Consider the following 26,611-nt stretch of genomic DNA (forward strand, 5'->3'; position numbering starts at 1 on the left):
GTCCCGTCAGTAAAATTGAACCTACAAGAACCCGATCGAAATCCACGGGAAGATCGCCACAATAATAAGTCCGACCATCAGCGCCAGCAGATAACCCCAAATCGGCCTGATCCCTTCGGCCGGATCGACGCGTCCGATGGCGCAGGCGGCATAATAGCCCACTCCGAACGGCGGCGCGAATAACCCGATACCCATCGCCAGAATAACGATCATGGCATAGTGAACCTCGTGCACCCCGACCGCACGCGCGATCGGAAACAACAGCGGTCCGAACAGCACGATGGCCGGAATGCCCTCGAGCACGCTGCCGAGGATCACGAAGGCGACGATCGACACCGCGATGAAGGTCGCCGAACCGCCGGGCAGGCCGGTCATGGCTGCCGCCAGCGTCCGCGAGAAGCCGGATTGGGTCAGGCCCCAGGCCATCCCGGTGGCGCAGCCGATGATCAGCAGGATGGCGCCCGACAGGCACGCGGTTTCCACCAGCATGGGCATGATCCGCCGCCAGTCGAAATTGCGGTAGATCAGGAGCCCGTAGATCAGGTAGCCGACAACGAAGGCGTAGACGATGCCGATGGTGGAAACCTCGGTCGCGGTCGCAATGCCCTCGACCACGGCGTAGCGGATCACAAAAGGCAGCGCCACGGCGGGCAGGGCGATGATGAACGCACGGACGATCTCGCCGCCGCTGGCCCTGGCGACGTGTGTCAGGTCCTCGTCGCGGTAGCGCCACCACACCAGCGCCGACAGCGTAATCGCCAGCACCAAGCCGGGCAGCAGGCCACCGGTGAACAGCGCCGCAATCGATACGCCGGTAACCGAGCCGATCGTGATCAGCACGAGGCTCGGCGGGATGGTTTCGGTCTGGGCGCCGGTGGCCGAGAGCAGGGCGACCAGATCGCCCGGCTTGGCGCCCCGCGCCTTCATTTCCGGAAACAGCACCGGGGCGACGGCAGCCATGTCGGCGGCCTTGGAGCCGGAGATGCCCGAAACCAGATACATCGCGCCGACCAGCACGTAATGCAGCCCGCCCCGGACATGGCCCAGCAGGCTCGCCAGGAACGCCACCATGGCGCGCGCCATGCCGGTCATCTCGATCAGCAGGCCCAAGAACACGAACAGCGGCACCGACAGGAGGATGAGGTGGCTCATGCCCTCGTCCATGCGGCCGACCAGCACCATCAGCGGCGTATTGGTTGTCAGCGCCAGGTAGCCATAGGTCGCCAGCCCAAAGCCGAACGCAATGGGAACGCCGGCAAAGACGCAGAAGCCGGCCACGCCGACGAAGAAAATGATCAGGTTGAGATTGCCGAGCGGACGCAGCGAGCCCTTCAGCAGCCAGAACACCGCAATGACCAGCGCGACCGACAGGATGGCCGCGAAAACGGTACGGACGTTGCCCGCGCGTGCCAGCCGCAGGAACGCAAACAGCGCCATCAGAGCAATGCCGACCGGCAGCGCCGCCGCTCGCCAGATATTGGTGACCTGCAGCGCCGGCGTGGTGATGTAACTTTCCTCATAGGCGTATTCAAAGGCCGGCCAGGCGATCATCAAGAGAAACGCCAGCGCGGCACAGGTCGCGACCAGATCGAGATAGGCGCGCAGCGCAGGCTTGGCGCTCGCGACCACGGCCGTCATCCGCATGTGCTCGGCTCGCCGGAACGCCACGGCAGCCCCCAGCATCGCCAGCCACAGGAACAGCATCGAGGCCAGTTCGTCCGACCAGATCAACGGCCGGTGCATGCCGTAACGTGCCACCACGCCCGCGAACAGGATGACGATCTCGGCGACCACCAAAAGCGCCGCCGGGATCTCAACCAGCATGCCGAGGAAGTTTTCGATCGACGCGAGCAAGGAGCGGCGGCGAGGGGGCTCAGCCACCTCGCCGGTCACGTTCTCGGTCAATTCGGCATGAGCCATCGCGGCGCCCTGCACCAAAGCATGATCCGGAAAAGTGGAAACGTGTTTTCCGGGACGATCATGCTCAACCAAAGACAGGATAGGGGTCTGAGACCCCTATCCGGCTACGACAGCTTGCCGACGGACTTTTCCAGCAGCTCCCAGGCCTGTTCGCCGTATTTGCCCTTCCATTCGGCATAGAAGCCGGCCGAGCGAAGTTTGTCGCGGAACGGCGTCACATTGGGCTGGTTGAACGCAAGGCCTTTGCCGGCCAATTCCTGCTGCAGTCCGGCATTCAGCTTGGCGACGTCTTCGCGTTCCTTGACGCCCGCCGCGTTGATGTTCCTGGCGACGATGGTCCGGACATCCTCCGGGACTTTTTCCCACGCGCGGCGGTTGGCCAGGAACCAGAAGCCGTCCCACATGTGGTTGGTAAGCGAACAGAATTTCTGCACCTCGTAGAGTTTGGCGGTCGAGATGATCGCCAGCGGGTTTTCCTGGCCCTCGACGATTTTGGTCTGCAGCGCAGAATAGACCTCGCTGAAATTGATCGAGGCGGGCGCCGCATCGAACGCCTTGAACATCGAGGTCCAGAGCGGCGAGACCGGCACCCGGATCTTGAAGCCCTTCAGGTCGTCAGGCCCGTTGATCGGCTTGGTCGAGGACGTGGTCTGGCGGAAGCCATTGTCCCAAATCTTGTCCATCACCACGAGATTGGCCTTGGTGATCTCGCCGCGGATGTGAGCGCCCAGCCCGCCATCCATGGCCTTCCAGACCGTGTCGTAATCCGGGAAAGCGAAGCCGATGCCGCTGATCGAGGCCGCCGGCACCAGTGTCGCTAGGATCAGGCCAGACAGCGTGAAGAATTCGACCCCGCCGGAGCGAATCTGGCTCAGCATGTCGGTGTCGGACCCAAGCTGGTTGTTCGGGAAAATCTGCAGGTCGAACCGGCCATTGGTCTCGGCCTTGATCGCCGCCGCCATCTCCTTGGCGCGGGCGTTCAACGGATGGCCGTCCGGGAGGTTGTTGGCGTATTTGTAGGTGAATTCGGCGGTCTGGGCGCGCGCCACAAACGGGGCGCCGATGCCACCCAGAACCGCTGACGCAGCGGATGCCTTGAGAAGCGTGCGTCGTGAAAAACTCATCTGGTTTCTCCCTTGAGGGTTGTTGTTCTTGAGACCCAATCCTGTGCGGACCGGATGCTGCGTGGTCACGGCGAGCGATCCCGCCGGGCGGCTTATTGCAGCGTCCGCCGGCCGCGGCAATATCGGTTTTCGGGACGCAGCCGCAAACAGTATGCGTTGGCTTTTGCCGGCTGTTTGGGGCTGCGCTCTGGATCGAAAAAACCGAGCCAATCTGACCTGGCCTGGAAGGAAACCACGCTAAATATCTGATCTAATTGTAGATATAAATATTCCATAATATACCTTATGCGAATTACAGATATTGAGATCGATCCGTGGGGCCACGATTACCCACTTCGGGTTCTACTTTGCATGGGGTTGTTTTCGATATTTTTTGTAACGGGCCTCAGCGTCCCTTGAACCGTGGCTTCCGCCGCTCCAGGAACGCCGCGACACCTTCCTTGTGATCCTCGCTCAGGCTCGCCAGCGCGAACTGGTCGACGTCCATGTGGCTGGTGAGATCGTCGAGCGCGTGGGTGAGCCGGTTGACGGTCAGCTTGGTCATGGCGACCGACAGCGGCGGCTGGGCCGCGACCTTGGTGGCGAGCGCCATCGCGGCGTCGAACGCCTGGCCGGGTTCGGCGACCTCCTCGACCAGCCGCCATTCATAGGCCTCGGCTGCCGTGATGCGGTGGTCGGCCAGGATGACGGCCTGCTTGGTCCGGGCTGGTCCCATCAGGTGCAGCATGCGCGGCACGCTCTGCCAGCTCATGTTCATGCCGAGCCCGATCTCGGGCACGCGCATATGGGCGTCGCGGGCCAAGACCCGGAAATCCAGCGCCACCGCCAGCGCGACGCCGCCACCGACGCAGAAGCCTTCGATGGCGCCGATCGTGATCTGTTCCATGTCCTGCCAGGCCCGCGTCAGGCGCGGCCCGAGCTTCAGATGGCGGCGTAGGGTGCCGAGGTCCATGGTTTTCCGCGCCCGGCCCTCGGGGTCCTTGAGATCGAAGCCGGCCGTGAACGCCTTGGCGGCGCCTGTCAGCACCACGACCGAGGTCGCGCCGTCATCCTCAAAACTGCGGGCGGCTTCGGTAAGCTGGCGCATCGCCTCCGGCGACATCGCGTTGATGCCATCGCCCCGGTCGAAGCGGACGACGGCGATACGGCCATCGGGGCCAAGGCCTTTTTCAATGGTGACAAACCTGGTCAAGCGGCGTCTCCCTGCCCGTTATTTTTGAAAACCTTAACGCAGAAGCGCGCGGTCGGCCCGCGCGCTGTTTGCATGCCGGCCCCTCCTGCCCGGCGTGCCCCGGCTGCGTAAGCTCACAGATGGCCGGTACGATGGTGGTCGGGTTTGCTACCCGGCACCGGAAAGCGGATCGTGGTGCCGAGCGTGATCCAGTTGGCATTTTCGCCCGATATGTTGTGGCCGTAGATCAGGTCGACCGAAAATATATCGTTGGGCCGGTAGCGAATGCCGGTCTGGAATCGCGGCCGGATCGCGCTCGGCTCGTCCGACTGGCCGGCTTGGCCAAACGCTTCGATGGTCCACTGCAACGTATCCGTGAGCTTCCAGTCAAAGCCGGCGCCATAAACCAGGTAGTGCCGGTCGGCCATGCGGTCCCACATCCAGCCGCCATTGAGATTGATCCGCATCGTTTCGGACAGCCTGTAGGTCACCGGTACGACCGCGAACGCGGTGAGGTTATCTCCGGTCAACGCGTCGAATGATCCGCCGGCATAAAACGACAGACCGAACCTTCCCACTCCGGTCGGAATGAAGTTCCACTTGGCCTTGGGAGCGAAGCTGGTGCTCCAGTCGCCGTCGCTGCGCGACCGGACGGTCTGCATGCTCAATTCCACCGGCCTGAAAACATTCACCGCGCAGGATGGATTGGCCACGGCCGTAAAATCCGTGTTGGTCGCCCCCTGCAGCCAGCTCTCGACCTTGCAGGAGCCGACCTCGGCGATGTCGGCAGCGTCGACCGCATAGGCGCCGTTGGCGGCGTGCGCATCGCCAGCCGGAAGCCAAATCGGAAGCCAGGCCGAAATGGCCGCTGCCGCCGCGATTGCGATGCGCCCTGCCCCAATCCCCATGGCTAAATGCTAGCAGAGTCTTCGCCTCGACATAGCCCGGATTTTGCGACTATCTTGGCCGCATGACAGGCCATGACCACGATCACCACGACCATCACCACGATCACGACCATTCGGAATTGTCGGGGACCGAGCTGCGGGTGCGGGCGCTGGAATCGATCCTGACCGAAAAGGGCTATGTCGATCCGGCCTCGCTCGATCTCCTGATCGACCTGTATGAAAAGAAGATTGGCCCGCGCAACGGCATCCGCGTCGTCGCAAAAGCCTGGAGCGATCCGGCCTATCACGCGCGGCTGATGAAGGATGCGACGGCGGCAATCGCCGAGCTCGATTATAGCGGGCGGCAAGGCGAGCACATGGTGGTGGTCGAGAACACACCCGAACAGCACAACATGGTCGTCTGCACGCTCTGCTCCTGCTATCCGCATCCGGTGCTCGGGCTGCCGCCGGTGTGGTACAAATCCGCACCCTATCGTTCCCGCGCGGTCTCCGATCCGCGCGGCGTGCTGCAGGATTTTGGCGTCGCCCTGCCCGAGACGACAAAGATTCGCGTCTGGGATTCCACCGCCGAAATCCGCTACCTCGTGCTGCCGATGCGGCCCAAAGGCACCGAAGGCTGGAGCGCCGAGCAGCTCGCCGAACTCGTTACCCGCGACAGCATGATCGGCACCGGACTGCCGAGGCAGCCCGGCGAGACCGCCTGATGGACGGCGCGCATGACATGGGCGGCGCCAAAGGCTTTGGCCCCGTCGTGCCCGAACCGAACGAGCCGGTGTTTCACGGCGAATGGGAGCGTCGCGCCTTCGCGCTGACGGTCGCGATGTCACGTCCCGGCGGCTGGAACATCGACATGTCGCGCTTTGCGCGCGAGAACCGCCCGCCGGAGGATTACCTCAGCAAGAGCTATTTCCAGATCTGGCTCGCCGGTCTGGAAACGTTGATGATCGAACGCGGACTGGTGACACCAGAGGAAATCGAGGCCGGCAAGGTGCTCTCGCCGCCCAAGCCCGCCGTAAAGTCCCTGCCCCCGCACGACGTCGTGCCGACGATCCGGCGTGGCGCCTCGACCGAACGCGCGGCAACATCGCCTGCGCTTTTCGCGGTCGGGGAGACGGTGAGGATGAAAGAGATTCATCCGCCGACGCATACGCGGCTGCCGCAATATGTCCGCGGGCATCTCGGCACGATCGAGCTCAATCACGGGTGCCATGTGTTTGCCGATCTCAATTCGCTCGGCGTCGGCGAGAACCCGCAATGGCTCTACACGGTGCGGTTCGACGGACCTGAATTGTGGGGCAATGACACCGATCCGACGCTCAGCATTTCGGTCGACGCCTGGGAATCCTATCTGGAGCGCGTGGGATGACTTTAACTCCGCAACAGGCGATGCGGGCGGCGGTTGCCGTCCCCGGCGTACCGCGCGACGAGGATGGCCCGGTGTTCCGGGAGCCCTGGGAAGCCCGCGCCTTTGCGATGGCGCTGGCGCTGCACGAGGCTGGGGTTTTCACCTGGAAGGAATGGGCGGAGACGCTGGGCGCAGAGATCAAGCGCGCCCAGGCCGCCGGCGATCCCGATACGGGCGAGACCTATTACCAGCACTGGCTGGCAACGCTGGAGACACTGGTCGCCGCCAAGGGCGTCACGACGTCGGACGTCCTGCACCGCTATCGCGATGCCTGGGATCACGCCGCCGACCGCACCCCGCACGGTGCGCCGATCGAGCTGACGCCGGGTGATTTCGGCTAGCCTCACGTATGCGCCCTTTGAGGCCCGTTGTTTCCAACGTGTCGATCGCCCGCGATTGGCCGACGGTGCCTGAACCATCCAATCAATGGATCATTCGATCCAATAATTAATCTGCCGCGGCATCGGTCCCTGTTTACTTCGCCAATCCGGACTGCATAGTCTATTCAGGAAAATAAGGCTGTCGGCCAACGATGCCGGCAGCGACAAATAAAACATCGAGGGAGGACAATCATGAAGCGAAGAGATTTTCTCGGAGCTGGCGCAGCGACGTTTGCTTTGGCTGCGACGGGCGGCATCGGCGGTGCGCGAAGCGCGTTCGCCCAGACCAAAATGGTCATCAGAGCATCGGATGTTCATCCGCTCGGCTATCCGACGGTCGAGGCCGTGGTGCGCATGGGCAAGAAGCTCGAAACCGCCACCGACGGCCGCCTTACCATTCAGATGTTCCCGTCGATGCAGCTTGGCGGCGAAAAGGAGATGATCGAGCAGGCCCAGCTCGGCGCGCTGCAGATGGCCCGGATTTCCGTCGGCGCCGTCGGCCCTGTCGTGGACGACGTCAACGTCTTCAACATGCCGTTCGTGTTCCGCGATTCCAAGCACATGGAAGCGGTGATCGATGGCGAGATCGGCGACGAGCTGCTGGCGAAGATTTCGGCGAACGAGAAGACCAATCTGATTGCACTGTGCTGGATGAATGCGGGCTCGCGCAACATCTACAACAGCAAGCGACCGATCAAGACGATGGCGGATTTGAAGGGCCTCAAGGTCCGCATGATGGGCAACCCGCTATTCGTCGATACGATGAACGCGCTTGGCGGCAACGGCGTCGCCCTGGGCTTCGACCAGGTCTTCAGTTCGATGCAGACCGGCGTCATCGACGGCGCGGAGAACAACCCGCCCTCCTTCATCGCCCAGAACCACAATCAGGTGGCAAAATACTTCACGATGACCGAGCATCTGATCATTCCCGAACTGCTCGTCTTCTCGAAGATCTCGTGGCAGAAGCTGACGCCGGCGGATCAGGCGCTGATCAAGAAGCTGTCGAAGGAATGCCAGGCCGAACAGCGCGTGCTGTGGCACGAGGCGGAGAAAGTCGCGATCGACAAGATGAAGGCCGCCGGCACCGAGATGATCATGGACGTCGACAAGAAGCCGTGGCGCGACGCGGTCAAGCCGGTGTGGGACAAATACGGCGCCAAATATGCCGAGATGGTCAAGCGCATCGACGCCGTGAAGTAGGGCCTGGCGGATGAGTACGCAGTCCGGCTTGGCCGGCGATCCCGGAGCCGGGCTGTTCCGCAGCGCCATGAACGCGGTCTACTGGACCGCCGCCGTGATTGCGTGCGTGGCGCTCGTCCTGGTCTCCGCGATCATTCCATGGGCGGTTTACACCCGCTACGTCCTGAACAGCGCCTCGTCCTGGCCCGAGCCGCTGGCCGTGTTGCTGACGGTCGGCATCACCTTCATCGGCGCCGCGAATTGCTATCGCCAGCGTATCCATATGAACATGACCGTGGGCACCGACCTCCTGCCCCCTCGCCTGCGCGCGGCAGCCGCCGTGATCAGTGAACTGCTGATGGGTGCCGTGGCGGTTTTCATGCTGGTGTGGGGCATGAAGCTGGTTCTGGCGACCTGGGGCAATTCGGTCGATGAGTTTCCCTGGCTCTCCGTCGGCGTCACCTATCTGCCGATCGCGATCAGCGGCGCCATGATGCTGCTGTTTGTGATCGAGCGGCTGACCATCGGGCCTCCGCCGTCAAGCGGCGGCGATCCCCACGTCCCTATCGAATAGCGTTTCTCTTCCAGCACGGACGTCCGATGGATATCGCAGTTCTCCTTCTCAGCATGTGTCTGTTCTTCGCCATCGGCATGCCGATCGCCTTTGCGATGGCGCTGTCGGCACTGGTCGGCGCGCTGTGGATCGACCTTCCGGTCGCCGCGGTCATGCAGCAACTGGCCAGCGGCGTCGGCAAGGTGTCGATGCTGACCATTCCATTTTTCGTCCTGGCCGGCGCGATCATGGCCGAGGGTGGCATGGCACGGCGGCTGGTGGATTTTGCCGCCGTCATCGTCGGCTTCACGCGCATTCGCGGCGGCCTGTCGCAAGTCAATATTCTTGCCACGACGATCATGAGCGGCATCTCCGGCTCTTCCGTCGCCGATACGTCCGCGATCGGCTCGGTCATGATCCCGCAGATGGCCGAAAAGGGCTACCCGCGGGTCTTTGCAACCAACGTCACCATCAGCGCCTCGGTACAGGCCATTGTCGTGCCGCCGAGCCACAACGCCGTGATCTATTCGCTGGCGACCGGCGGGGTCGTCTCGATCACGAGCCTGTTTCTGGCGGGAATTCTCCCCGGCTTGCTGCTCGGCTTTTCGCTGATGCTGTTGTGTTTCTTCTACGCCTATCGCGACAAGCATCCGAAGGGCGAGCCGGTGCCGATCCGGCAGGCCGCCAGAATGCTGGTCGAAGCCCTGTGGGGAATCGTGACGCTGGCGATCGTGCTCGGCGGCATTCTCACGGGCGTCTTTACGCCGATCGAGGCCGGCGCCGTGGCCTGCGTCTGGGCTTTCTTTGTCACGATGTTCGTCTACCGTGACTACAAATGGTCGGAACTGCCGCAGCTGGCCTACCGGACGCTGCAGACCGTGGCCATGGTGCTGACGCTGGTCGCCACCGCATCCTGCTTCGGCTACATCGCCGCCGTGATGCAGATGCCCGCCAAGATGACGGAATTCTTCGTCGCGATTTCAGCCAACAAATACGTGCTGCTGATGTGGCTCAACATCATGCTGCTGGTGCTGGGCACGGCGCTCGATCTCGCGCCGCTGTTGCTGATCTGCACGCCGATCCTGCTGCCGGTGGTCAAGAGCTTCGGCATCGATCCCGTGCATTTCGGCATCGTCATGCTGCTCAATCTGGGCATCGGCCTGTTGACGCCGCCGGTGGGTACAACGTTGTTCGTCGGTTGCGCGATCGGCAAGGTTTCGGTGGATGACATCATGCGCGAAATCTGGCCGTTCTACTACGTGATGTTCGCCGTGCTGATGATCGTGACCTACATCCCCGCCGTGTCGCTGTGGTTGCCGCACTCGTTCGGATTTCACTAGCTGAAGCGTTTTCGAGCGAAAGCCTGCCCCGGACTTGATCCGGGGTGGACACCGGTTCGCGTTAAGAAAACGCGTCAAGACAATAACTAGGTAGCTGCATATTCGCGCCAGCCCTTGGCGCGTAACGCGCAGGCCGGGCATTCGCCGCAGCCATAGCCCCAATCGTGCTGGTCGCCCCGCTCACCGAGATAACAGGTGTGGGAGTGTTCGCGGATCAGGTCGACCAGCCCTGCCCCGCCGAGGTCATGTGCAAGCTTCCAGGTCGAGGCCTTGTCCAGCCACATCAGCGGTGTGTGCAGTTCGAATTGTCTGGCCATGCCGAGATTGAGCGCGGATTGCAGCGCCTTGATGGTCTCGTCACGGCAATCCGGATAGCCGGAATAATCCGTCTCGCACATGCCGCCGATGATGTGGCGGATGCCGCGCCGGTACGCCAGCGCGGCGGCAAACGTCAAAAACACCAGATTGCGGCCGGGCACGAACGTATTGGGTAGCCCGTCCTCGCCCATCGCGATCGCGACATCGCGCGTCAGTGCGGTGTCGGAAATCTCCGCCAGCGTCGGAATCTCCAGCGTATGGCTGTCGCCGAGCCTTGCAGCCCAATCCGGCCGCAATGATTTGATGCCCGATAGCAGACGATCCCGGCACCCAAGCTCAATTGCGTGGCGCTGGCCGTAGCTGAATCCCAGCATTTCGACGCGCGTGAAGCGCTGCAGGGCCCAGGCCAGGCAGGTGGTGGAATCCTGTCCGCCGGAAAACAGCACCAGCGCGGTTTCGGATTGGAACGGATCGCTCATGGAGCCCCATTACCACTCCCGGGCGCGCAGGCCAATCGGTGGAAATCAATCCGGTTTCGGCGCGTTCCGCTGGGATCGGTCCGCCGCTTGCGGCATAAAGCAGTGGTCTGTCCTCTCCCCGGCGTCGGTAAACCCATGACCCCTTCCCGCGATATTTCCCGGCTCCTCGAAATCATGGCGGCGCTGCGCACGCCGGTCACCGGTTGCCCGTGGGATCTCGAACAGAATCTTGCGACGATCGCGCCCTACACCATCGAGGAAGCCTATGAGGTCGTCGACGCCATCACCCGCGGCGATCTCGACGATCTCCGTGAGGAACTCGGCGATCTCCTGCTGCAGGTCGTCTATCATGCGCGTATGGCCGAAGAACAGAACGCCTTTGCTTTCGGCGACGTAGTCGAGGCGGTCACAAACAAGATGATAAGGCGGCACCCTCACGTCTTCGCCGACAAGGACGGCAACATCCAGCCGGCCGGCGTCAAGAGCGCCTGGGAGCGCATCAAGGCCGAGGAGAAGGCCGAACGTGCCGCGCGCCGGCCGCCGGAGCCGGCCGGACCCAAATCGTTGCTGTCGAGCGTCAAGGCCGGTCAGCCCGCGCTGACGCGCGCGATGGAATTGCAGCGCAAGGCCTCGACCGTCGGCTTCGACTGGAACGATCCTCGGGCCGTGCTGCATAAGATCCGCGAGGAGGCCGACGAGATCGAGGCCGCGCTCGACAAGGGCGATGCGGAAGAACTCGCAAGCGAGACCGGCGATCTCCTGTTCGCCCTGGTCAATCTGGCGCGGCATGTCGGCGCCGATCCCGAAACCGCGCTGCGCGGCACCAACGCGAAATTCGAGCGCCGCTTTGCCTACATCGAGCGCGCGTTGGCGGCCAGGGGCCGCTCACTCGACGCTGCCTCACTCACCGAGATGGATGCGCTGTGGAATGAAGCCAAGGGTGAAGAGCGGCCGGGCGTTGAACACGTCGTCCCGGCGAAGGCCGGGACCCATACTGCGTGATCTCTCAATTTAACCACCTGTTCGACGACGCGTCACAATAACGAACACTTGTGGTTATGGGTCCCGGCCCCCGTGCGCAATTGCGCACTAGGCCGGGACGACAATGACTTCACGCCGCGTGGGGCACGGCCCCGAACCGCGACACCACGATATCGCGCTTGGTCTCGTCGACACGTACCGTCATGTCGAAGCGCCCCTCGTGAAGCTCCTTGATGAGCACTTCGGAATTGCGATGCAGCCAGCTAATGCCGGCGCCGTCGGCGGCATCGATGGAAAGGTCGAGCGTGATCCGCGTTGCCGCCAGCCGATCCTCGATCGCGGTTAGTAGAGCTTCGATCCCCTCGCCGGTCTCGGCGGAAACCAGAAAGCACGGCCGCTCCGGCGGTCGGCGCGCGGCAATGTTGCGCAGATTGTCGCGCTCCTCGGGATCGAAGCGATCGATCTTGTTCCAGACTTCGAGGATGCGCGCGCCAGCTTCCGGATCGATCCCCAATTGGCGCAGCACGGCGTCGACGTCGCGCTCCTGAGCCTCCGCGTCCTCGTGCGAGATGTCGCGGACGTGCAGGATGATATCCGCTTCGAGCACCTCTTCCAGCGTCGCGCGAAACGCCGCGACCAGTTGCGTCGGCAGGTTGGAGATGAATCCCACGGTGTCCGACAGCATCGCCTTGCCGCCATGCGGCAGGCTCAGCGCGCGCAGCGTCGGGTCGAGCGTTGCAAACAGCATGTCGGCGGCCTGGACGTCGGCGCGGGTCAGGCGGTTGAACAGCGTAGACTTGCCGGCGTTGGTGTAGCCGACCAGCGCGACCACACGATACGGCACCCGCTGCCGGCCGGCACGATGCAGCCGTCGCGTCGCCTGCACCTTCTTGATTTCGTTCTCAAGGCGCGTGATGCGGTCGCCGATCAGGCGGCGGTCGGCCTCGATCTGGGTCTCGCCGGGGCCGCCCATGAAGCCGAAACCGCCGCGCTGGCGCTCCAGATGGGTCCATGATCGCACCAGCCGGCTGCGCTGATAATTCAGATGCGCGAGCTCGACCTGCAGCGAACCTTCCTTGGTCTTGGCGCGACGGCCGAAGATTTCCAGGATCAGTCCGGTACGGTCGAGCACCTTGGTGTCCCAGGCCTTCTCGAGATTGCGCTGCTGGATTGGCGACAACGCGCAGTCCATCACCACGAGTTCAATGTCATGGCCTTTGATGAGGCCAAGTATCTCCTCGACCTTGCCCTTGCCGAGATAGGTCGCGGGCCTGATCTGGCTGATCGGAGCAATTAGGGAATCGGCAACCGCCAGGTCGATGGCGCGCGCCAGACCTGCGGCCTCCTCCAGCCGCGCCTCGGAATCGCGCACAGCCTCGTTCGCCTGCGCATCGGCATCGCCGCGGCGCATACGCAAATAAGGACCGATGACGATCACCCGCCCGGTCTGTCTGCCCCCCGCCGACCGCGGACGGTCGGCGCCCCCTTCACGATTGAGGGGTTCCAATCAGGTCACTCTCAAGCCGGAGCATCCTCACCGCCTTCGAACAACTGGATCGGCGCGCCCGGCATGATGGTCGAGATCGCATGCTTGTATACAAGCTGCGAGTGACCGTCGCGCCGAAGCAGCAGGCAGAAATTGTCGAACCAGGTGACAATCCCCTGCAGCTTTACTCCGTTGACCAGAAAGATCGTTAGTGGCGTTTTGGTTTTGCGAACGTGATTTAGGAAGGTGTCTTGTAGGTTTTGTGCGCGGTCTGCCGCCATTGTTTTTGTCCCGCAGTCTTGTGCTTCTTTTTATTAACCGGTTGTTGCTCTCTAACGGAGCCTGCCCCGGTCGCCGGCTTCCCCTGAGATCCCCCTCCGGTCGGCTCGGCGGAATGATTAGAAGGCAGGCGCGCTTTTTAGGCAAGCCAGTTCGCGCGCCACCCACGCGGAACCCAGTGACCATTCTCCGTAAAACTCCGGAAAGAGACGAATATTCTCAAGCAAGTGCATGAATCGGCGCGCCCGCCGGCCGGATGGCGATCGGCATAAACTTCAACCAACCCCGAGCGCTTTGAGCTTGCGATGCAGGGCCGAGCGCTCCATGCCGACGAATTCCGCTGTGCGAGAGATGTTGCCCGAGAACCGGCTGATCTGGGCAATCAGGTAGTCGCGCTCGAACACCTCGCGCGCTTCGCGCAGTGGCAAGCCCATGATGTGCTCGCCATTGTTGCTGGTCGGCATGGCCGGCACCATCGAGCCGACGTCCTGCGGCAGCATGTCGGCGGTGACGATCGCCTCCGGACCGCCACCGGCCAGGATCATCACGCGCTCGACATTGTTGCGGAGTTGCCGAACGTTGCCGGGCCAGACATGCGACTGCAGCACCGCCATCGCATCCTGGCCGATCTGGCGTTTCGGCAGGCCGGTCGCGATCGATATCTGATCCATGAAGTAGTCGATCAGTTCGGGAATATCTTCGCGGCGTTCCGACAGCGGGGGCACCCGGATCGGCACCACCGATAGCCGGTGATAAAGGTCCTCGCGGAATCGCCCTTCGGATATCTCCTCTTCCAGATTACGCGCGGTCGAAGAGATGATGCGGACGTCGACATGGACCTTAGCGGTGCCGCCCGAACGCTGGAAGGTCTGATCGACCAGCACGCGCAGGATCTTGTTCTGGGTTTCGCGCGGCATGTCGGCGATTTCGTCAATGAACAGCGTGCCGCCATGGGCCTCTTCGAGCGCGCCGGCCTTGCGCGCCTGTTCGCCATTGGTCTGCTCGACCCCGAACATTTCGACTTCCATCCGCTCCGGCGTGATCGCGGCTGCGTTGATGACGACGAACGGCCCCTCGGCGCGGCTTGAGGCGTGATGCAGCGTCCGCGCCGCCAGCTCCTTGCCTGAACCAGGAGGGCCGACGATCAGGATGCGGCTGTTGGCCTTGGCAGCCCGGTCGATGGTCTGGCGCAGCTGGTTCATGCAGGCCGAGCGCCCGGTCAGAACGCTAGCAGCCGGAGCCAGTTGCTTGAGTTCTTTGACCTCGCGCTTGAGGCGCGAGGTTTCCAGCGCCCGCGTCGCCACCAGGATCAGGCGGTCCGATTTGAAGGGCTTTTCGATGAAGTCATAGGCGCCGCGCTTGATCGCGGCGACGGCGGTCTCGATATTGCCGTGGCCGGAGATCATCACCACGGGCACGTCGGCGTGATCCTTCTTGATCTGCTCGAGCAGTTGCAGGCCGTCGAGCTTGGAGCCCTGCAGCCAGATGTCGAGAAACACCAGATGCGGGCGGCGGTTGGCGATCTCGGCGAGCGCCGAATCGCTGTCACGCGCGGTTCGGGTGCTGAAACCCTCATCGTCCAGAATGCCCGCAACAAGGTCCCGGATATCTGCTTCGTCGTCGACAATCAGAATGTCACTGGCCATGGGTTACACCTGTCTTGTCAGTTGCCTGTTGCGGCTTTGATTTTTGGTTCATCATTGGTCGCGTTTGCCGCCTCATTGGTTTCGGAAGCCGGCGCTTTTGTTTCGGCGCCCTGCTCTTTTCCGGCCGCAGCCGGTTCTTTCGCTTCAGCCTTCGCCGCCAGGCCGGAGACGGCAAAGCGCAACCGCATCCAGGCCCCGCGCTGCCCCGGCCGGAAGTCAGACGCATCCTTGAGTTCGATGCGGCCGCCATGGTCTTCCAGCACCCGCCCGACGATCGCGAGCCCAAGGCCGGTGCCTTTCTGACGCGTCGTCACGTAAGGCTCTAGCAGGCGCGCGCGAGCCGTCTTCGGCAAGCCGATACCGTTGTCGATCACGTCGATCACGATGTCGTCGTTCTCTTGCGCGGCGATGACATCGATACGACCCTTGCCAAGCTCCTCCGGCGGGACCTGCTCGATCGCCTCGGTTGCGTTCTTGATGATGTTGGTCAATGCCTGCGAAATCAGCCGGCGGTCGAACTGCGCCCGAATCGGGTCTTGCTTGATTTCGGTCTCGATATCGAGGTCGGGATGCCCGACCTTCATCAGGAAAACCGCCTGCCGTACGGTATCGGCGACGTCCTCGCCTTCCATGACCGGCTTCGGCATCCGCGCAAAGCGGGAGAACTCATCGACCATCCGCCTGATATCGTCGACCTGGCGGACGATGGTGTCGGTGCACTGCTCGAAGATACCCTTGTCCTCGATAATGACCTTGCCGAACTTGCGGCGGATACGTTCGGCCGAAAGCTGGATCGGTGTCAGCGGATTCTTGATTTCGTGGGCGATGCGGCGCGCCACGTCGCCCCAGGCCGAGGTACGCTGCGCGGAAACCAGATCCGTGATGTCGTCGAGCGTAATGATGTAGCTGTCGCGCGATTGCCCGGTCTGTTCGGCGCTGACACGGACCGACAAATTGCTCTCATGGCCGTCGCGGGTGATGGTGATCTGGCCCTGCACCAGCTTCTGCGTACCCTCGCGCGCGGTTTTCATCATGTCGTCGAGTTCAGGCAGCACGTCCGACAGCGGATGATCGAGCGTTTCTGATTCCACATGACCGATGAGTTTTTCCGCCGAACGGTTCAGGATACCGACGCTGCCGGAGGCATCGACGCCGATGATGCCGGCGCTGGCCGAGGACAGCACCGCTTCGATGAAACGGCGGCGGCTGTCGATCAGGTCGCTGGCGCTGACCAGCTCGTCGCGCTGGGTGCGCAGTTCCTGGGTCATCTTGTTGAAGGTCTCGCCCAATTGGGCCAGATCGCCTTCTGATTTATGGACCGGTACCTGGACATGCAGATCGCCGGTGGAGACGATGTTGGCGGCGCTCATCAAATTACGGATCGGCGCCACCAGCCAGTTGGCAAAGTTCAACCCGATCAGCACTGACGCCATCAGGATCGTAAGCGCGATCACCGCGAACATCAGCGCGAAGGCGACCTGAATGCCGAGCCGGCGTGCTTCGATCTGGGCATATTCGGCGACGCTGGCCTGGGTCTGCCGCAACTGGCCAACCACCCGTGGATCGAGCAGGCGCGCGACGTAGAGAAAGGTATCGTCGAAGGCCCGCAGGCGGACCACCGCTGCGACGTAATTCTCCTCCGGGAAAACCGAAATCTCGGGTTTGTCCTCGCCGACATTGTCGAGCAATTCCTTTGGCGGCGTCGCAAAGGCTTGCCTGATGCCGGTTTGCGCAGACACCACGACGTTGCCTTCCTTGTCGAGCAGCATGGTGCCCGGCAAGTTGCGCCTGGAGGCACTCGCCGTCAGCAATTCCAGAAACGTACGCCGGTCCTGGACGAACAACGGCCACGCGTTGGCGATATCATTGGCCATGCCCAGGATGTCGCCATTGATGAGCTGCGCGTGCTCGTACGTGTAGGCCCGCGCGATGATCAGCGAATTCTGGATCACCTCCCGCGTCGGGCCCGAGAATAGCCGGTCGAGACCGCGATCGATGGTGACGTTGGCCACGATCGCCACCAGCACCGCCGGCAGCACGGCAATCACCGAGAACAGACCCACGATCTGGACGTGCAGCCTTGCCGCCGCCCTGCCACGGCGCCGCGCCTGCACCACCAGCCAGACTTCGCGGATGATGATGGCAACCAGCAGCAGGATGGTCGCGGCATTGATCAACAGGAAGGAGTAGACGACGTTGCGCGAAGGTTCGATCGGCGTCAGGCCGCTGAGCACCACAAAGGTCAGGAACGCCGACAGCAGCGCGATCCCGACCGCAAACGGCGCCACCCATTTCCGCAGGATTCCTCCTGTGGATTGGGCAAGCGACGGGTCAAACGTGGGCGCCGAGGTCTCTGCGGTGGTCATTCCGGCAATCGGTGATCTGAAAGGCTTTGTGTCCGCCTGCCGCGGACTGATGCATTCATATCACAATGTTGCCAAATTGCGACAATTCCGCGGCGCAGCCCACCGCGAAAGCGTTCTGTACCAGCATTTCGACGAGATCTAACCGGCTAGCCCCCGCTGCGGTAGACCTGAATATCCAGATCCCTGATCTTCTTCCGCAGCGTGTTGCGGTTGAGGCCGAGCAAATCGGCGGCACGGATCTGGTTGCCCCGTGTCGCCGCGAGCGCCGCCGTGAGCAGCGGCACCTCGATTTCCTTGAGAATGCGATGGTAGAGGCCCGGCGGCGGCACGCCGTTCGGGAAGCCCGAGAAGTGCGACGATAGGTAGGCCTCGACCGCGCCGCCGAGATTCTCGACGCCGAGCGGCGCATTGCCCCCCGACGCCACGGCTGGCGGCGCCAACTCGCCGTCGATCACTGAGCCCGTGATGACGTCCTGCGGATAGAGCGCTGCGAGCCGGCGTGCGAGATTTTCAAGCTCGCGCACGTTGCCGGGCCAGCGGTGCTGCTTGAGCCGCTCCAGCGCCAGCGTATCCAGCTTCTTGGGCGGCAGCCCGTCTTTCTCGGCGAGCGAGAAGAAATGCCGGATCAGGTCGGGCAGATCCTCGATGCGCTCGCGCAGCGGCGGCAGCCGCAGCGGCACCACGTTGAGACGGAAGAACAGGTCTTCCCGGAACAGGCCCTGCTGAATCAGGATGCGCAGGTCCTTGTTGCTCGCGGCCACGATCCGCACGTCGGTCTTGATCGGGGTGCGCCCGCCCACCGTGGTGTATTCGCCCTGCTGCAGTACGCGCAGCAACCTGGTTTGCGCTTCCATCGGCATGTCGCCGATTTCGTCGAGAAACAGCGTACCGCCCTCGGCCTGTTCAAACCGGCCGGAAGCCCGCGTATTGGCGCCGGTGAACGCGCCGCGTTCATGGCCGAACAGCTCAGACTCGATCAGATCGCGCGGGATTGCCGCCATGTTGACCGCCACGAAGGGGCCGTTGCGCCGCTTGCCGTAGTCGTGCAGCGCGCGAGCGACCAGTTCCTTGCCGGTGCCGGATTCGCCGGAGATCATCACCGTGAGGTCGGTCTGCATCAGACGCGCCAGCACGCGGTAGATTTCCTGCATTGCCGGCGAGCGGCCGACCAGCGGGATCGAGTCGAATTCGCCTTCGTCGGCAGAACTCGCCACGCGCTCCTTCGGCTCCGCCAAGGCGCGCCCGACGATGGTGATCAGTTCCTTCAGGTCGAACGGCTTCGGCAGATACTCATAGGCGCCGCGCTCCGAGGCCCGGATCGCCGTCATGAAGGTGTTCTGCGCGCTCATGACGATGACGGGAAGGTTCGGCCGCATCTTCTTGATCCGCGGCAGCAGGTCGAACGCGTTCTCGTCGGGCATCACGACGTCGGTGATGACGAGGTCGCCCTCGCCCTGGCTCACCCATCGCCACAGCGTTGCCGCGTTTCCGGTCAGGCGCACCTCGTATCCGGCGCGCGAGAGAGCCTGGTTTAGAACTGTGCGGATGGCGGTGTCGTCATCAGCGACAAGTATACTACCTGCGGGCATCGTTATTCCTCATCTTGCGGCCTGTGAGGCAGGCGACGGCGTACCCGAAACGTCATCGCGATTGCTTTGGTCGAATTGTTTGGTGGAGCTGAACATCGGCAGCAGCACGCGGAACGTCGTCTTCCGCGGCTGGGATTCGCATTCGATGATACCGCCGTGATCGCCGACGATTTTTGCGACGAGCGCGAGACCGAGCCCGCTGCCGGTTTGCTTGGTGGTCACGAACGGATCGAACAGGTTCGGCAACAGGTCTTCCGGCACGCCGGAGCCGTTGTCCTTGACGCAGAATTCAAGCGGCAACGACACCCGCGACTTCTTGCCCGGCACCGACAGCCGGACCCCCGGGCGGAACGCGGTGGTAAGCTGGATTTCGGCATCGCTGCCGAGATCGGCGACCGCTTCGGCGGCGTTCTTCACCAGATTGAGGAACACCTGAATGAGCTGGTCCTGATTGGCCAGCACCGGCGGCAGCGACGGATCGTAATCCTCGACGAAGCGGACGTTGCGGGCAAAGCCCGATTGCGCCAGCCGTTTGACGTGGTCGAGCACGGAGTGAATGTTGACCGGACCGCGCGCCACCGGCCGGTCGTCGCCGAACACTTCCATGCGGTCGACCAGCGTGACGATGCGGTCGGCCTCGTCGCAGATCAGCCGCGTCAGCATACGGTCCTCGGACGAGGCCGCCTGCTCGAGCAATTGCGCCGCACCGCGAATGCCGGACAGCGGATTCTTGATTTCATGCGCCAGCATCGCGGCCAGCGCGATCACCGAACGCGCCGCGCTCCGATGCGTCAATTGCCGGTCCATCTTGTCGGCGATGGTGCGCTCCTGCAGCATCACGACGATGTGGCCCGGCCGCTCCGTCAGCGGCGCGACGTGGAGATCGACCTGGCGGTCACCGCCGATCCTGGGCGTACCGAGATCGACCTTGTACTCGTTGACCGGCGAGCCGCTCGATCGCACCTGATCGATCAGCGCCAGCAGCGGACTGCCGAATGGCACCAGCTCCTTCAGCGACTGCCGTTGCAGGAACTGGGTCGAAATCTCGAAGAAGGATTCGGCGGCGATGTTGGCGTCGACGATGCGCCCGTCGGGCGCGATCAGCAGCACCGGATTTGGCAGCGCATTGAGGATCGCGTCGCTTTCGGACGGCATTCGCCGGCGTTGTTCTGCGGCCGAATTCATGCAGCAGCACTCCATGCAAAATCGTCGTAGGCGTCCTGGAGCGATCGATGTACCCGGTGCGGATCCTCCGACGTCAGTATCTTCTGCCGCCAGCTCTTGAGTGTCTCCGCCGGCGCGCGGCTGCATTCGGCAGCGATCTCGAGCGCCCAGCCGAGATGCTTGCGCGCGTGCTTGAGACCGATGCGCAAACCGTAGAGGCGGCAGACCTCGTCATAGAGCGCGCGGATGTGGGCGAGCTGTTCGGTCAGCGAGGGGGCGGCTTCGGGCTTTCCGGTTTCCAGCTGGCGTCCGATCTGGCCGGGCAGCCAGGGCTGCCCCTGCGCACCGCGGCCGATCATCACGGCATCGGCGTCAGACATTTCGAGCGCGCTGACCGCCTTCTCGAACGACGTGATGTCGCCATTGACGACGAGCGGAACCGAGACCGCGTCCTTGACCGCGCGCACCGCGCTCCAGTCCGCTTCGCCCTTGTAGAACTGGCAGCGCGTGCGGCCATGCACCGTGATCATCTGCACGCCGGCAGCTTCCGCGCGGCGCGCGAGTTCGGGGGCGTTGAGCGAGCCGTGGTCCCAGCCGAGCCGCATCTTCAGCGTCACCGGAACCTTGACGGCAGCGATCGTCGCCTCGATCAGTTTCAGGGCATGGTCGAGATCGCGCATCAGCGCCGAGCCGGACTGGCCGCCGGTCACGTGACGCGCCGGGCAACCCATATTGATATCGATGATGCCGGCGCCGGCCGCCTCGGCAACCTTCGCCCCTTCGGACATCCAGTGGGTTTGACAGCCTGCAAGCTGAACCACATGCGGGCCGATCCCCGTCGCCTCGCAGCGCAACACCGACATCGGCCGGCCATGCACGAGATCGTCGCTGGCGGTCATCTCGGAGACGACGAGTCCCGCCCCAAGGGCGGCGGCAAGGCGTCGAAAGGGCGCATCGGTAACGCCGGACATCGGCGCCAGGAGAACCCGGTTAGCGACCGAAATATCGCCTATCTTCAACGTCTTAGGGCGTGGGTCGTCCAGGCCGGTCACGGTGTTCTCATTGGTGTGGCAGCAGCGGCATTGCTACTGTCGGCGCATATTGTGAGCACAAATCTTGTGCAGTCAAGCTTCATGCCTACACTTTAGACAGTTCTATCATTTGTGCAAGTGCACTGCAACAAAAACTGCTTTTCCCACAGCTATTGGGAAACGCTCTGTTTTTACGCATTCGGCATGGTAAGGGCTGTGCGCCGCAGGGGCCCGATCCCCTCTCCTCAACCCGATCCGTCCGTAATTGAGTCAAATGCCGAAACCTGAGCGTACAGCAGCCATCCTCGTCGCAGCCGGGCGCGGACTTCGCGCCGGTGCGGGAGGGCCCAAACAATACCGTACGATCGGCGGGCAGACCGTGATCTTCCGGGCGATGGAAGCGTTCTGCCGCCACCCCGACGTCTTCGCCGTGCAGCCGGTTGTGAACCCCGACGACGCAGCGGTCTTCAACGAGGCCGTCGCCGGTTTGCGCCATCAACCGCCCACCAATGGCGGCGCGACGCGCCAGGCTTCGGTACATGCCGGGCTCGAGGCGCTGGCCAGCGAGAAGCCCGACATCGTTCTGATCCATGACGCGGCGCGGCCATTCGTGACACCGGCGGTGATTTCGCGCGCGATCGATGCCGCCGGCCGCACCGGCGCCGCCGTGCCGGCGATCGCCGTCACCGATACGATCAAACAGGTTGGTGAGGCCGGCAATGTCGAGGCCACGCCGGACCGCGCGCGGCTGCGCATCGCGCAGACGCCGCAGGCGTTTCGTTTCGACGTGATCCTCGAAGCGCATCGCCGCGCCGCGCGCGAGGGCCGCAGCGATTTCACCGATGATGCCGCGCTCGCCGAATGGGCGGGATTGACGGTAGCGACCTTTGAAGGCGATCCTGCGAACATGAAGCTCACGACCCCTGAAGATTTCGTCCGCGAGGAAGCCCGCCTCGGCGCCATGCTCGGCGACATCAGGACCGGCACCGGCTACGACGTGCACGCCTTCGGCGACGGCGATCATCTGATGATCTGCGGCGTCCGTGTGCCGCACACACGCGGCTTTCTCGCCCATTCCGACGGCGACGTCGGCCTGCACGCCATGGTCGATGCCATCCTCGGCGCGCTGGCGGACGGCGATATCGGTTCGCACTTCCCACCCAGCGATCCGCAGTGGAAAGGCGCCGCTTCCGACAAGTTCCTCAAATATGCGGTCGATCGCATCGCCGCCCGCGGCGGCCGCATCGCCAATCTCGAGGTCACGCTGATCTGCGAGCGCCCCAAGATCGGCCCGCTGCGCGATGTCATGCGCGCGCGCATCGCCGAGATCACCGGGCTCGATATCTCCCGCGTCGCTGTCAAGGCGACCACCAGCGAACGGCTTGGCTTTACCGGCCGCGAGGAAGGCATCGCGGCGACCGCGAGCGCCACCATTCGTCTGCCCTGGGGCGATCAAGGTCGGAGCGAATAGCATGAGCGGCAGCGACGCCCGCGCCCTCTCCCGCTCGCTGCTCGATTTATGCCGGATGCGCAAGCTGACGATTGCGACCGCGGAATCCTGCACCGGCGGCCTGGTCGTGGGCGCGCTCACGGATATTCCCGGCTCCTCCGACGTCATCGACCGCGGCTTTGTCACATATTCCAACGACGCCAAGCGCGCGATGCTCGGCGTCAAGGTAACGACGCTGGCGACCTTCGGCGCGGTCAGCAAGGAAACCGCCACCGCGATGGCGGTCGGCGCGCTGGAGAAGGCCGACGTCGATCTGGCCGTCTCCATCACCGGCATTGCCGGTCCCGGTGGTGCCACGCCCGGCAAGCCGGTTGGGCTCGTGCATTTCGCGGCCGCCTCGCGCGACGGCCGCATCCTACACCGCGAATGCCGTTTCGGCGCCATCGGCCGCACCACCGTGCGCCAGCGCTCGGTGGTCGAGGCGCTGCGCATGCTGATGGAGCTGGCGCGCGGACCGCAGGCATCCGTCAAACCGCGCCGCGAGGCCGTGAGCCGACTCCGCCCGCGTGTCGCGCGATCGACCCGGGGCAGCGCCGTCAAGCGACGACGGCCGCCGAGATCCTAGCGATCCACCTCATCACTTCGCCGCGGCCAAAGCCTTGGCACGGGTTTCGCTGAGCGAAGCCGCCGGAGTCAGCGCCTCCGGGCTGATCGTGAGTTCGATGATCGCCGGCAAGCGCGAAGCCACCGCCTCGTCGAACGCCTTTGCAAAATCTTCGGTGCGGTCGACCCTGGCGCCGAAGCCGCCAAAAGCACGCGCGAGCGCGGCGAAATCAGGGTTCGCCAGATTGGTGCCGGAAACCCGGCCGGGATAGTGCCGCTCCTGATGCATGCGGATGGTTCCGTACATGCCGTTGTTGCAGACGATCACGATGAGGGGCAGCCGGTTTTCGACCGCGGTCATGAACTCGTTGCCGGTCATCTGGAAGCAGCCGTCGCCGGCGAATGCGATCACCGGCCGGTTCGGATGCAGATGCTTGGCCGCAACCGCCGCCGGCAAGCCGTATCCCATTGAACCGGATGTCGGCGCGAGTTCGGTCCGGAACTGCCGGTAGCGCCAGAAGCGGTGAACCCAGACGGCGTAATTGCCGGCGCCGTTGCAGATGATCGCATCCTCCGGCAGCCGTTCGCTGAGATCGCGCACGATCCGCGAAAGCTGAACATCGCCGGGCGAACGCGTCGGCTCGGCAAAGGCGAGATAATCGGCATGCGCCGCCTTGAGTTCGTCGCCGCGCGGCTGATGCTTCGGTTTCAGACGGCTGATCGCGGCCGCGAACGCCGCGCTCCCCGAAATGATGCCCAGTTTCGGCGCATAGACGCGGCCGATCTCCTCGGGATCCGGATAGATGTGAACCAGCGGCTGTTTCGGCTGCGGAATGTCGAACAGGCTGTAGCCCGATGTCGTGATTTCCCCGAGCCGGGCGCCGAGCGCAATGATCAGATCGCTGTCACGAATCCGCTCGGCGAATTTCGGGGAGATGCCGATGCCGACATGGCCGGCATACGCAGCGTGCAGATTGTCGAAATAATCCTGGCACCGGAATGAAGCGCTGACGGGCACCTCATGCGCGGTCGCGAAGGTTTCGAGGTCGCGGCGTGCTTTGTCGCTCCATCCGCCGCCGCCGACGATCAGCAACGGCTTGCGCGCCGCGGCCAGCAATTCCTCGAACTGTTGCAGGCTTTCCGCGCCGGGCGCGACGGTCTGCGGCTTGTAAGGCTGCGCATCCGGAACGTCAGCCTCGTCGGTCAGCATGTCCTCGGGCAGTGCCAGCACCACCGGACCGGGCCGGCCGGAAGTCGCGGTATAAAACGCCCGCGAGATGAATTCCGGAATCCGCCGCGCGTCGTCGATCTGCGCCACCCATTTGGTCATCGGTCCGAACATCTGCCGGTAGTCGATTTCCTGGAACGCTTCGCGTTCCATCATGTCCCTCCCGACCTGGCCGAGCAGCAGGATCATCGGCGTCGAATCCTGAAACGCGACATGAACGCCCGCGGAGGCGTTGGTGGCGCCGGGACCGCGTGTCGCAAAGGCAATGCCGGGCTTTCCGGTGAGCTTGCCATAGGCGTCCGCCATCATGGCCGCGCCACCTTCGTGCCGGGAATTGACGAAGCGGACCCGCTGGTTCTGGTACATGCCGTCCAGCGCAGCCAGAAAACTTTCCCCGGGCACGCCGAACACGGTGTCGGCGCCGTGCAGGGCCAGTTGATCGATCAGAATATGCCCGCCGCTTCGCATGGGTGCCTTGATGTCCATCACTTGGTCCTTCCGTTCCGCCGAGCCTTTTCCGCTCCAATAAAATCGGAACGGGGCTCTAGTTTTTTGTTTGACGCGTTTTCTTCACGCGAAACCGGTATCCACTTCGCTTGAAAACGCTCTGAATCGTATAGCATTCAACCGCCCTGATTTCGATCTTGCGGCCGGACGCGGGCCTCGACGCCGGTGACGGCCTCGTAAGCCTTGATCACGGCGGTGCAGGATTCGCCGTCATGACCGAGCAAGGCGGCCTGCCGGTAGGTCTGGTGCACGGCATCCGCCATGAACCCCGGCAGTCCGGCGTCTTCCAGCCAGCGCGCGTAATAGCGCACGTCCTTGCGGGCGTTCGCCAGCGACATCAGCGGGGTAAAGTCGCCGTCGAGCGTCGCCTGGCCATAGAGGTCGAGCATGCCGCTCTTACCGCCTGCGGCCGAGATGATGGTGATCAGTTGCTTGAGATCGAGGCCGTCCTTCGCCGCCAGCGCAAACCCCTCGCACCACGCCGCAACGTTGGCAAAGGCGATGTAGTTGTGGATCAGCTTGAGGCGGATGGCGTGGCCAAGCGGGCCGATGTGGAAGATGTTCTCCGCATAGCGCTCGAAATAGGGCGTGAGCTCGCCGAGCAAATCGGCCTCCCCGCCGTAGAGCACGTTGACCTTGCCGGCGTCCGCGTGCTTCGGGGTTCGCGTCATCGGCGCCTCGGCATAACGCCCGCCGGCTGCACGCACCAGTCGATCGAGTTTATCGACCATTTGCGGGCTGCCGGTGGTGTGATCGACGATGACCAACCCCGGCGCCGGGCGGGCGAGTAGTCCGTCGGGTCCCGTGAGCAGCGCCTCGACGTCCTCGGCGGCATTGACGCAAATCATGATGATGCGGCATTCGCCGATGTCGCGAAGACCGCCCGCCGCCGTCGCTCCCTGCGATTTGGCAATGGCGATCGCCTCAGGGTTCAAATCGTAGGCCGTGACGGCGACGCCCTTGGCGAGGAGGTTCTTGACCAGCCCGCGCCCCATTCCGCCCAGACCGATGAAGCCGACGCGTTCCAATGCCGTCATGTCACGCCCGCTTTCCATAAACCACATCCGCCCGCTTTTCGAACGCCGCGGCAAAACGCTGGAACGCGGCGTCGAACATCGTGCCCATCAGCATCGCCAGCATCCGGCTCTTGAATTCGTAGGATAAGAAGAAGCCGACATCGCAGTCGGTTTCGGATTTGGGCTCGAAGGTCCAGCGGTTTTCCAGATTGCTGAACGGGCCCTTCAGATACTCCACCATGATCTTCAGATTGGGACGGTCCAGGGTCACCCGGCTGGTGAAAGATTCCCGAACGAGCTTGAACGACACCGTCATGTCGGCGACCACGATCTCGGTGCCGTCAGGCTGCGCCGTGCGCTGACGGATTTTCAGCGAATGGCATAACGGCACGAATTCCGGATAGCGCTCGACGTCGGCGACCAGATCGAACATCTGCTGGGCGGTGTGATGTGCCCGCCGCTTGCTTGAAAACCTCGGCATCGGCTAT

24 protein-coding genes are annotated in these 26,611 nt (G+C 63.4%); 9 read left to right on the forward strand and 15 right to left on the reverse strand.

All coding sequences use genetic code 11. The annotated features are described in order from the left end of the window. Positions 1-21: 21 nt before the first annotated feature. The 4 genes from JQ567_RS17265 to JQ567_RS17280 form a co-directional block, all read right to left on the reverse strand. Positions 22-1,920 (reverse strand): TRAP transporter large permease subunit, encoded by a 1,899-nt coding sequence (locus JQ567_RS17265; protein WP_212439946.1) that lies wholly within the window; start codon positions 1,918-1,920, stop codon positions 22-24. Positions 1,921-2,024: 104 nt separating this feature from the next. Continuing rightward, a complete protein-coding gene (locus JQ567_RS17270) occupies positions 2,025-3,044 on the reverse strand; it encodes a TRAP transporter substrate-binding protein (RefSeq protein WP_212439947.1) in 1,020 nt (339 codons plus the stop codon). A gap of 385 nt (positions 3,045-3,429) precedes the next feature. Next, entirely contained in the window at positions 3,430-4,236 is an 807-nt protein-coding gene (locus JQ567_RS17275) for an enoyl-CoA hydratase/isomerase family protein (protein ID WP_212439948.1), read from the reverse strand. A 113-nt stretch (positions 4,237-4,349) separates the two neighbouring features. After that, on the reverse strand, positions 4,350-5,123 hold the full coding sequence (locus JQ567_RS17280; protein WP_249165524.1) for a hypothetical protein: 774 nt from the start codon (positions 5,121-5,123) through the stop codon (positions 4,350-4,352). Between the two features lie 62 nt (positions 5,124-5,185). On the opposite strand from JQ567_RS17280, the gene nthA reads away from it, so the two are divergent. From nthA to JQ567_RS17310, 6 genes are all read left to right on the forward strand, one after another. Then, positions 5,186-5,827, forward strand: coding sequence for a nitrile hydratase subunit alpha (nthA, locus tag JQ567_RS17285; protein WP_212439949.1), 642 nt, complete (start codon positions 5,186-5,188; stop codon positions 5,825-5,827). Further along, positions 5,827-6,489, forward strand: a complete 663-nt coding sequence (gene nthB, locus JQ567_RS17290) for a nitrile hydratase subunit beta (RefSeq protein WP_212439950.1) — start codon at positions 5,827-5,829, stop codon at positions 6,487-6,489. Before nthA ends, nthB begins: the two co-directional genes overlap by 1 nt. Further along, positions 6,486-6,869 (forward strand): nitrile hydratase accessory protein, encoded by a 384-nt coding sequence (locus JQ567_RS17295; RefSeq protein WP_212439951.1) that lies wholly within the window; start codon positions 6,486-6,488, stop codon positions 6,867-6,869. Before nthB ends, JQ567_RS17295 begins: the two co-directional genes overlap by 4 nt. A 231-nt stretch (positions 6,870-7,100) precedes the next feature. Then, entirely contained in the window at positions 7,101-8,108 is a 1,008-nt protein-coding gene (locus JQ567_RS17300; RefSeq protein ID WP_212439952.1) for a TRAP transporter substrate-binding protein, read from the forward strand. 10 nt (positions 8,109-8,118) lie between these two features. Next, the gene (locus JQ567_RS17305; protein WP_212439953.1) at positions 8,119-8,661 is read left to right on the forward strand and encodes a TRAP transporter small permease; all 543 of its coding nucleotides are present in this window, start codon (positions 8,119-8,121) and stop codon (positions 8,659-8,661) included. 26 nt (positions 8,662-8,687) lie between these two features. Beyond that, positions 8,688-9,980: a TRAP transporter large permease gene (locus JQ567_RS17310; RefSeq protein ID WP_212439954.1), complete on the forward strand. Its 1,293-nt coding sequence runs from the start codon at positions 8,688-8,690 to the stop codon at positions 9,978-9,980. 86 nt (positions 9,981-10,066) lie between these two features. Here the strand turns inward: JQ567_RS17310 and queC are convergent, their stop codons facing one another. Continuing rightward, positions 10,067-10,777, reverse strand: a complete 711-nt coding sequence (gene queC / locus JQ567_RS17315) for a 7-cyano-7-deazaguanine synthase QueC (protein ID WP_212439955.1) — start codon at positions 10,775-10,777, stop codon at positions 10,067-10,069. A 135-nt stretch (positions 10,778-10,912) separates the two neighbouring features. Between queC and mazG the strand changes: the two genes are divergently transcribed. Further along, the gene (gene mazG, locus JQ567_RS17320; RefSeq protein ID WP_212439956.1) at positions 10,913-11,779 is read left to right on the forward strand and encodes a nucleoside triphosphate pyrophosphohydrolase; all 867 of its coding nucleotides are present in this window, start codon (positions 10,913-10,915) and stop codon (positions 11,777-11,779) included. A 109-nt stretch (positions 11,780-11,888) separates the two neighbouring features. Here mazG and hflX read toward each other — a convergent pair whose 3' ends face one another. The 7 genes from hflX to dusB all read right to left on the reverse strand — a co-directional run bounded on the left by hflX (position 11,889) and on the right by dusB (position 21,307). Next, positions 11,889-13,265 carry a GTPase HflX gene (gene hflX, locus JQ567_RS17325; protein ID WP_212439957.1) on the reverse strand — a complete coding sequence of 459 codons (1,377 nt, stop codon included), beginning with the start codon at positions 13,263-13,265 and terminating at the stop codon, positions 11,889-11,891. Between the two features lie 11 nt (positions 13,266-13,276). Further along, positions 13,277-13,525, reverse strand: coding sequence for an RNA chaperone Hfq (gene hfq, locus JQ567_RS17330; protein ID WP_006020546.1), 249 nt, complete (start codon positions 13,523-13,525; stop codon positions 13,277-13,279). A gap of 273 nt (positions 13,526-13,798) precedes the next feature. Further along, positions 13,799-15,169 (reverse strand): sigma-54 dependent transcriptional regulator, encoded by a 1,371-nt coding sequence (locus JQ567_RS17335; RefSeq protein WP_211996903.1) that lies wholly within the window; start codon positions 15,167-15,169, stop codon positions 13,799-13,801. Between the two features lie 17 nt (positions 15,170-15,186). Further along, positions 15,187-17,535: a PAS domain-containing sensor histidine kinase gene (locus JQ567_RS17340; protein ID WP_212439958.1), complete on the reverse strand. Its 2,349-nt coding sequence runs from the start codon at positions 17,533-17,535 to the stop codon at positions 15,187-15,189. Positions 17,536-17,681: 146 nt separating this feature from the next. Next, on the reverse strand, positions 17,682-19,124 hold the full coding sequence (gene ntrC, locus JQ567_RS17345) for a nitrogen regulation protein NR(I) (RefSeq protein ID WP_192735943.1): 1,443 nt from the start codon (positions 19,122-19,124) through the stop codon (positions 17,682-17,684). Between the two features lie 9 nt (positions 19,125-19,133). Further along, complete coding sequence (locus JQ567_RS17350) at positions 19,134-20,309, reverse strand: nitrogen regulation protein NR(II) (protein ID WP_212439959.1); 1,176 nt, start codon at positions 20,307-20,309, stop codon at positions 19,134-19,136. Next, positions 20,306-21,307, reverse strand: a complete 1,002-nt coding sequence (dusB, locus tag JQ567_RS17355) for a tRNA dihydrouridine synthase DusB (RefSeq protein WP_212440085.1) — start codon at positions 21,305-21,307, stop codon at positions 20,306-20,308. Before dusB ends, JQ567_RS17350 begins: the two co-directional genes overlap by 4 nt. Positions 21,308-21,593: 286 nt before the next feature. On the opposite strand from dusB, the gene JQ567_RS17360 reads away from it, so the two are divergent. Beyond that, complete coding sequence (locus JQ567_RS17360; protein WP_212439960.1) at positions 21,594-22,790, forward strand: bifunctional 2-C-methyl-D-erythritol 4-phosphate cytidylyltransferase/2-C-methyl-D-erythritol 2,4-cyclodiphosphate synthase; 1,197 nt, start codon at positions 21,594-21,596, stop codon at positions 22,788-22,790. A 1-nt stretch (position 22,791) separates the two neighbouring features. Then, a complete protein-coding gene (locus JQ567_RS17365; RefSeq protein WP_212439961.1) occupies positions 22,792-23,394 on the forward strand; it encodes a CinA family protein in 603 nt (200 codons plus the stop codon). A 12-nt stretch (positions 23,395-23,406) separates the two neighbouring features. On the opposite strand, the gene JQ567_RS17370 is transcribed toward JQ567_RS17365, so the two are convergent. The 3 genes from JQ567_RS17370 to JQ567_RS17380 form a co-directional block, all read right to left on the reverse strand. Continuing rightward, entirely contained in the window at positions 23,407-25,086 is a 1,680-nt protein-coding gene (locus JQ567_RS17370; RefSeq protein ID WP_212439962.1) for a thiamine pyrophosphate-binding protein, read from the reverse strand. A 137-nt stretch (positions 25,087-25,223) separates the two neighbouring features. Beyond that, entirely contained in the window at positions 25,224-26,144 is a 921-nt protein-coding gene (locus JQ567_RS17375) for an NAD(P)-dependent oxidoreductase (RefSeq protein ID WP_212439963.1), read from the reverse strand. A 1-nt stretch (position 26,145) separates the two neighbouring features. Beyond that, positions 26,146-26,604 (reverse strand): type II toxin-antitoxin system RatA family toxin, encoded by a 459-nt coding sequence (locus JQ567_RS17380; RefSeq protein ID WP_212439964.1) that lies wholly within the window; start codon positions 26,602-26,604, stop codon positions 26,146-26,148. Positions 26,605-26,611: the final 7 nt, after the last annotated feature.

Origin of the sequence: Bradyrhizobium sp. AUGA SZCCT0431, from assembly GCF_018131065.1 — a bacterium.
Taxonomy (GTDB): domain Bacteria; phylum Pseudomonadota; class Alphaproteobacteria; order Rhizobiales; family Xanthobacteraceae; genus Bradyrhizobium.

What these genes read in the sequence shown, in the direction of transcription:
- JQ567_RS17265 (WP_212439946.1), bottom strand. Translation starts at nt 1,920, where the DNA reads ATGGCTCATGCCGAATTGACCGAGAACGTGACCGGCGAGGTGGCTGAG.
- JQ567_RS17295 (WP_212439951.1), top strand. Translation starts at nt 6,486, where the DNA reads ATGACTTTAACTCCGCAACAGGCGATGCGGGCGGCGGTTGCCGTCCCC.
- queC (WP_212439955.1), bottom strand. Translation starts at nt 10,777, where the DNA reads ATGAGCGATCCGTTCCAATCCGAAACCGCGCTGGTGCTGTTTTCCGGC.
- JQ567_RS17370 (WP_212439962.1), bottom strand. Translation starts at nt 25,086, where the DNA reads ATGGACATCAAGGCACCCATGCGAAGCGGCGGGCATATTCTGATCGAT.
- JQ567_RS17380 (WP_212439964.1), bottom strand. Translation starts at nt 26,604, where the DNA reads ATGCCGAGGTTTTCAAGCAAGCGGCGGGCACATCACACCGCCCAGCAG.
- JQ567_RS17375 (WP_212439963.1), bottom strand. Translation starts at nt 26,144, where the DNA reads ATGACGGCATTGGAACGCGTCGGCTTCATCGGTCTGGGCGGAATGGGG.
- JQ567_RS17340 (WP_212439958.1), bottom strand. Translation starts at nt 17,535, where the DNA reads ATGACCACCGCAGAGACCTCGGCGCCCACGTTTGACCCGTCGCTTGCC.
- ntrC (WP_192735943.1), bottom strand. Translation starts at nt 19,124, where the DNA reads ATGCCCGCAGGTAGTATACTTGTCGCTGATGACGACACCGCCATCCGC.
- JQ567_RS17310 (WP_212439954.1), top strand. Translation starts at nt 8,688, where the DNA reads ATGGATATCGCAGTTCTCCTTCTCAGCATGTGTCTGTTCTTCGCCATC.
- JQ567_RS17350 (WP_212439959.1), bottom strand. Translation starts at nt 20,309, where the DNA reads ATGAATTCGGCCGCAGAACAACGCCGGCGAATGCCGTCCGAAAGCGAC.
- JQ567_RS17335 (WP_211996903.1), bottom strand. Translation starts at nt 15,169, where the DNA reads ATGGCCAGTGACATTCTGATTGTCGACGACGAAGCAGATATCCGGGAC.
- JQ567_RS17360 (WP_212439960.1), top strand. Translation starts at nt 21,594, where the DNA reads ATGCCGAAACCTGAGCGTACAGCAGCCATCCTCGTCGCAGCCGGGCGC.
- mazG (WP_212439956.1), top strand. Translation starts at nt 10,913, where the DNA reads ATGACCCCTTCCCGCGATATTTCCCGGCTCCTCGAAATCATGGCGGCG.
- JQ567_RS17300 (WP_212439952.1), top strand. Translation starts at nt 7,101, where the DNA reads ATGAAGCGAAGAGATTTTCTCGGAGCTGGCGCAGCGACGTTTGCTTTG.
- hfq (WP_006020546.1), bottom strand. Translation starts at nt 13,525, where the DNA reads ATGGCGGCAGACCGCGCACAAAACCTACAAGACACCTTCCTAAATCAC.
- JQ567_RS17270 (WP_212439947.1), bottom strand. Translation starts at nt 3,044, where the DNA reads ATGAGTTTTTCACGACGCACGCTTCTCAAGGCATCCGCTGCGTCAGCG.
- JQ567_RS17365 (WP_212439961.1), top strand. Translation starts at nt 22,792, where the DNA reads ATGAGCGGCAGCGACGCCCGCGCCCTCTCCCGCTCGCTGCTCGATTTA.
- nthA (WP_212439949.1), top strand. Translation starts at nt 5,186, where the DNA reads ATGACAGGCCATGACCACGATCACCACGACCATCACCACGATCACGAC.
- nthB (WP_212439950.1), top strand. Translation starts at nt 5,827, where the DNA reads ATGGACGGCGCGCATGACATGGGCGGCGCCAAAGGCTTTGGCCCCGTC.
- JQ567_RS17305 (WP_212439953.1), top strand. Translation starts at nt 8,119, where the DNA reads ATGAGTACGCAGTCCGGCTTGGCCGGCGATCCCGGAGCCGGGCTGTTC.
- JQ567_RS17280 (WP_249165524.1), bottom strand. Translation starts at nt 5,123, where the DNA reads ATGGGGATTGGGGCAGGGCGCATCGCAATCGCGGCGGCAGCGGCCATT.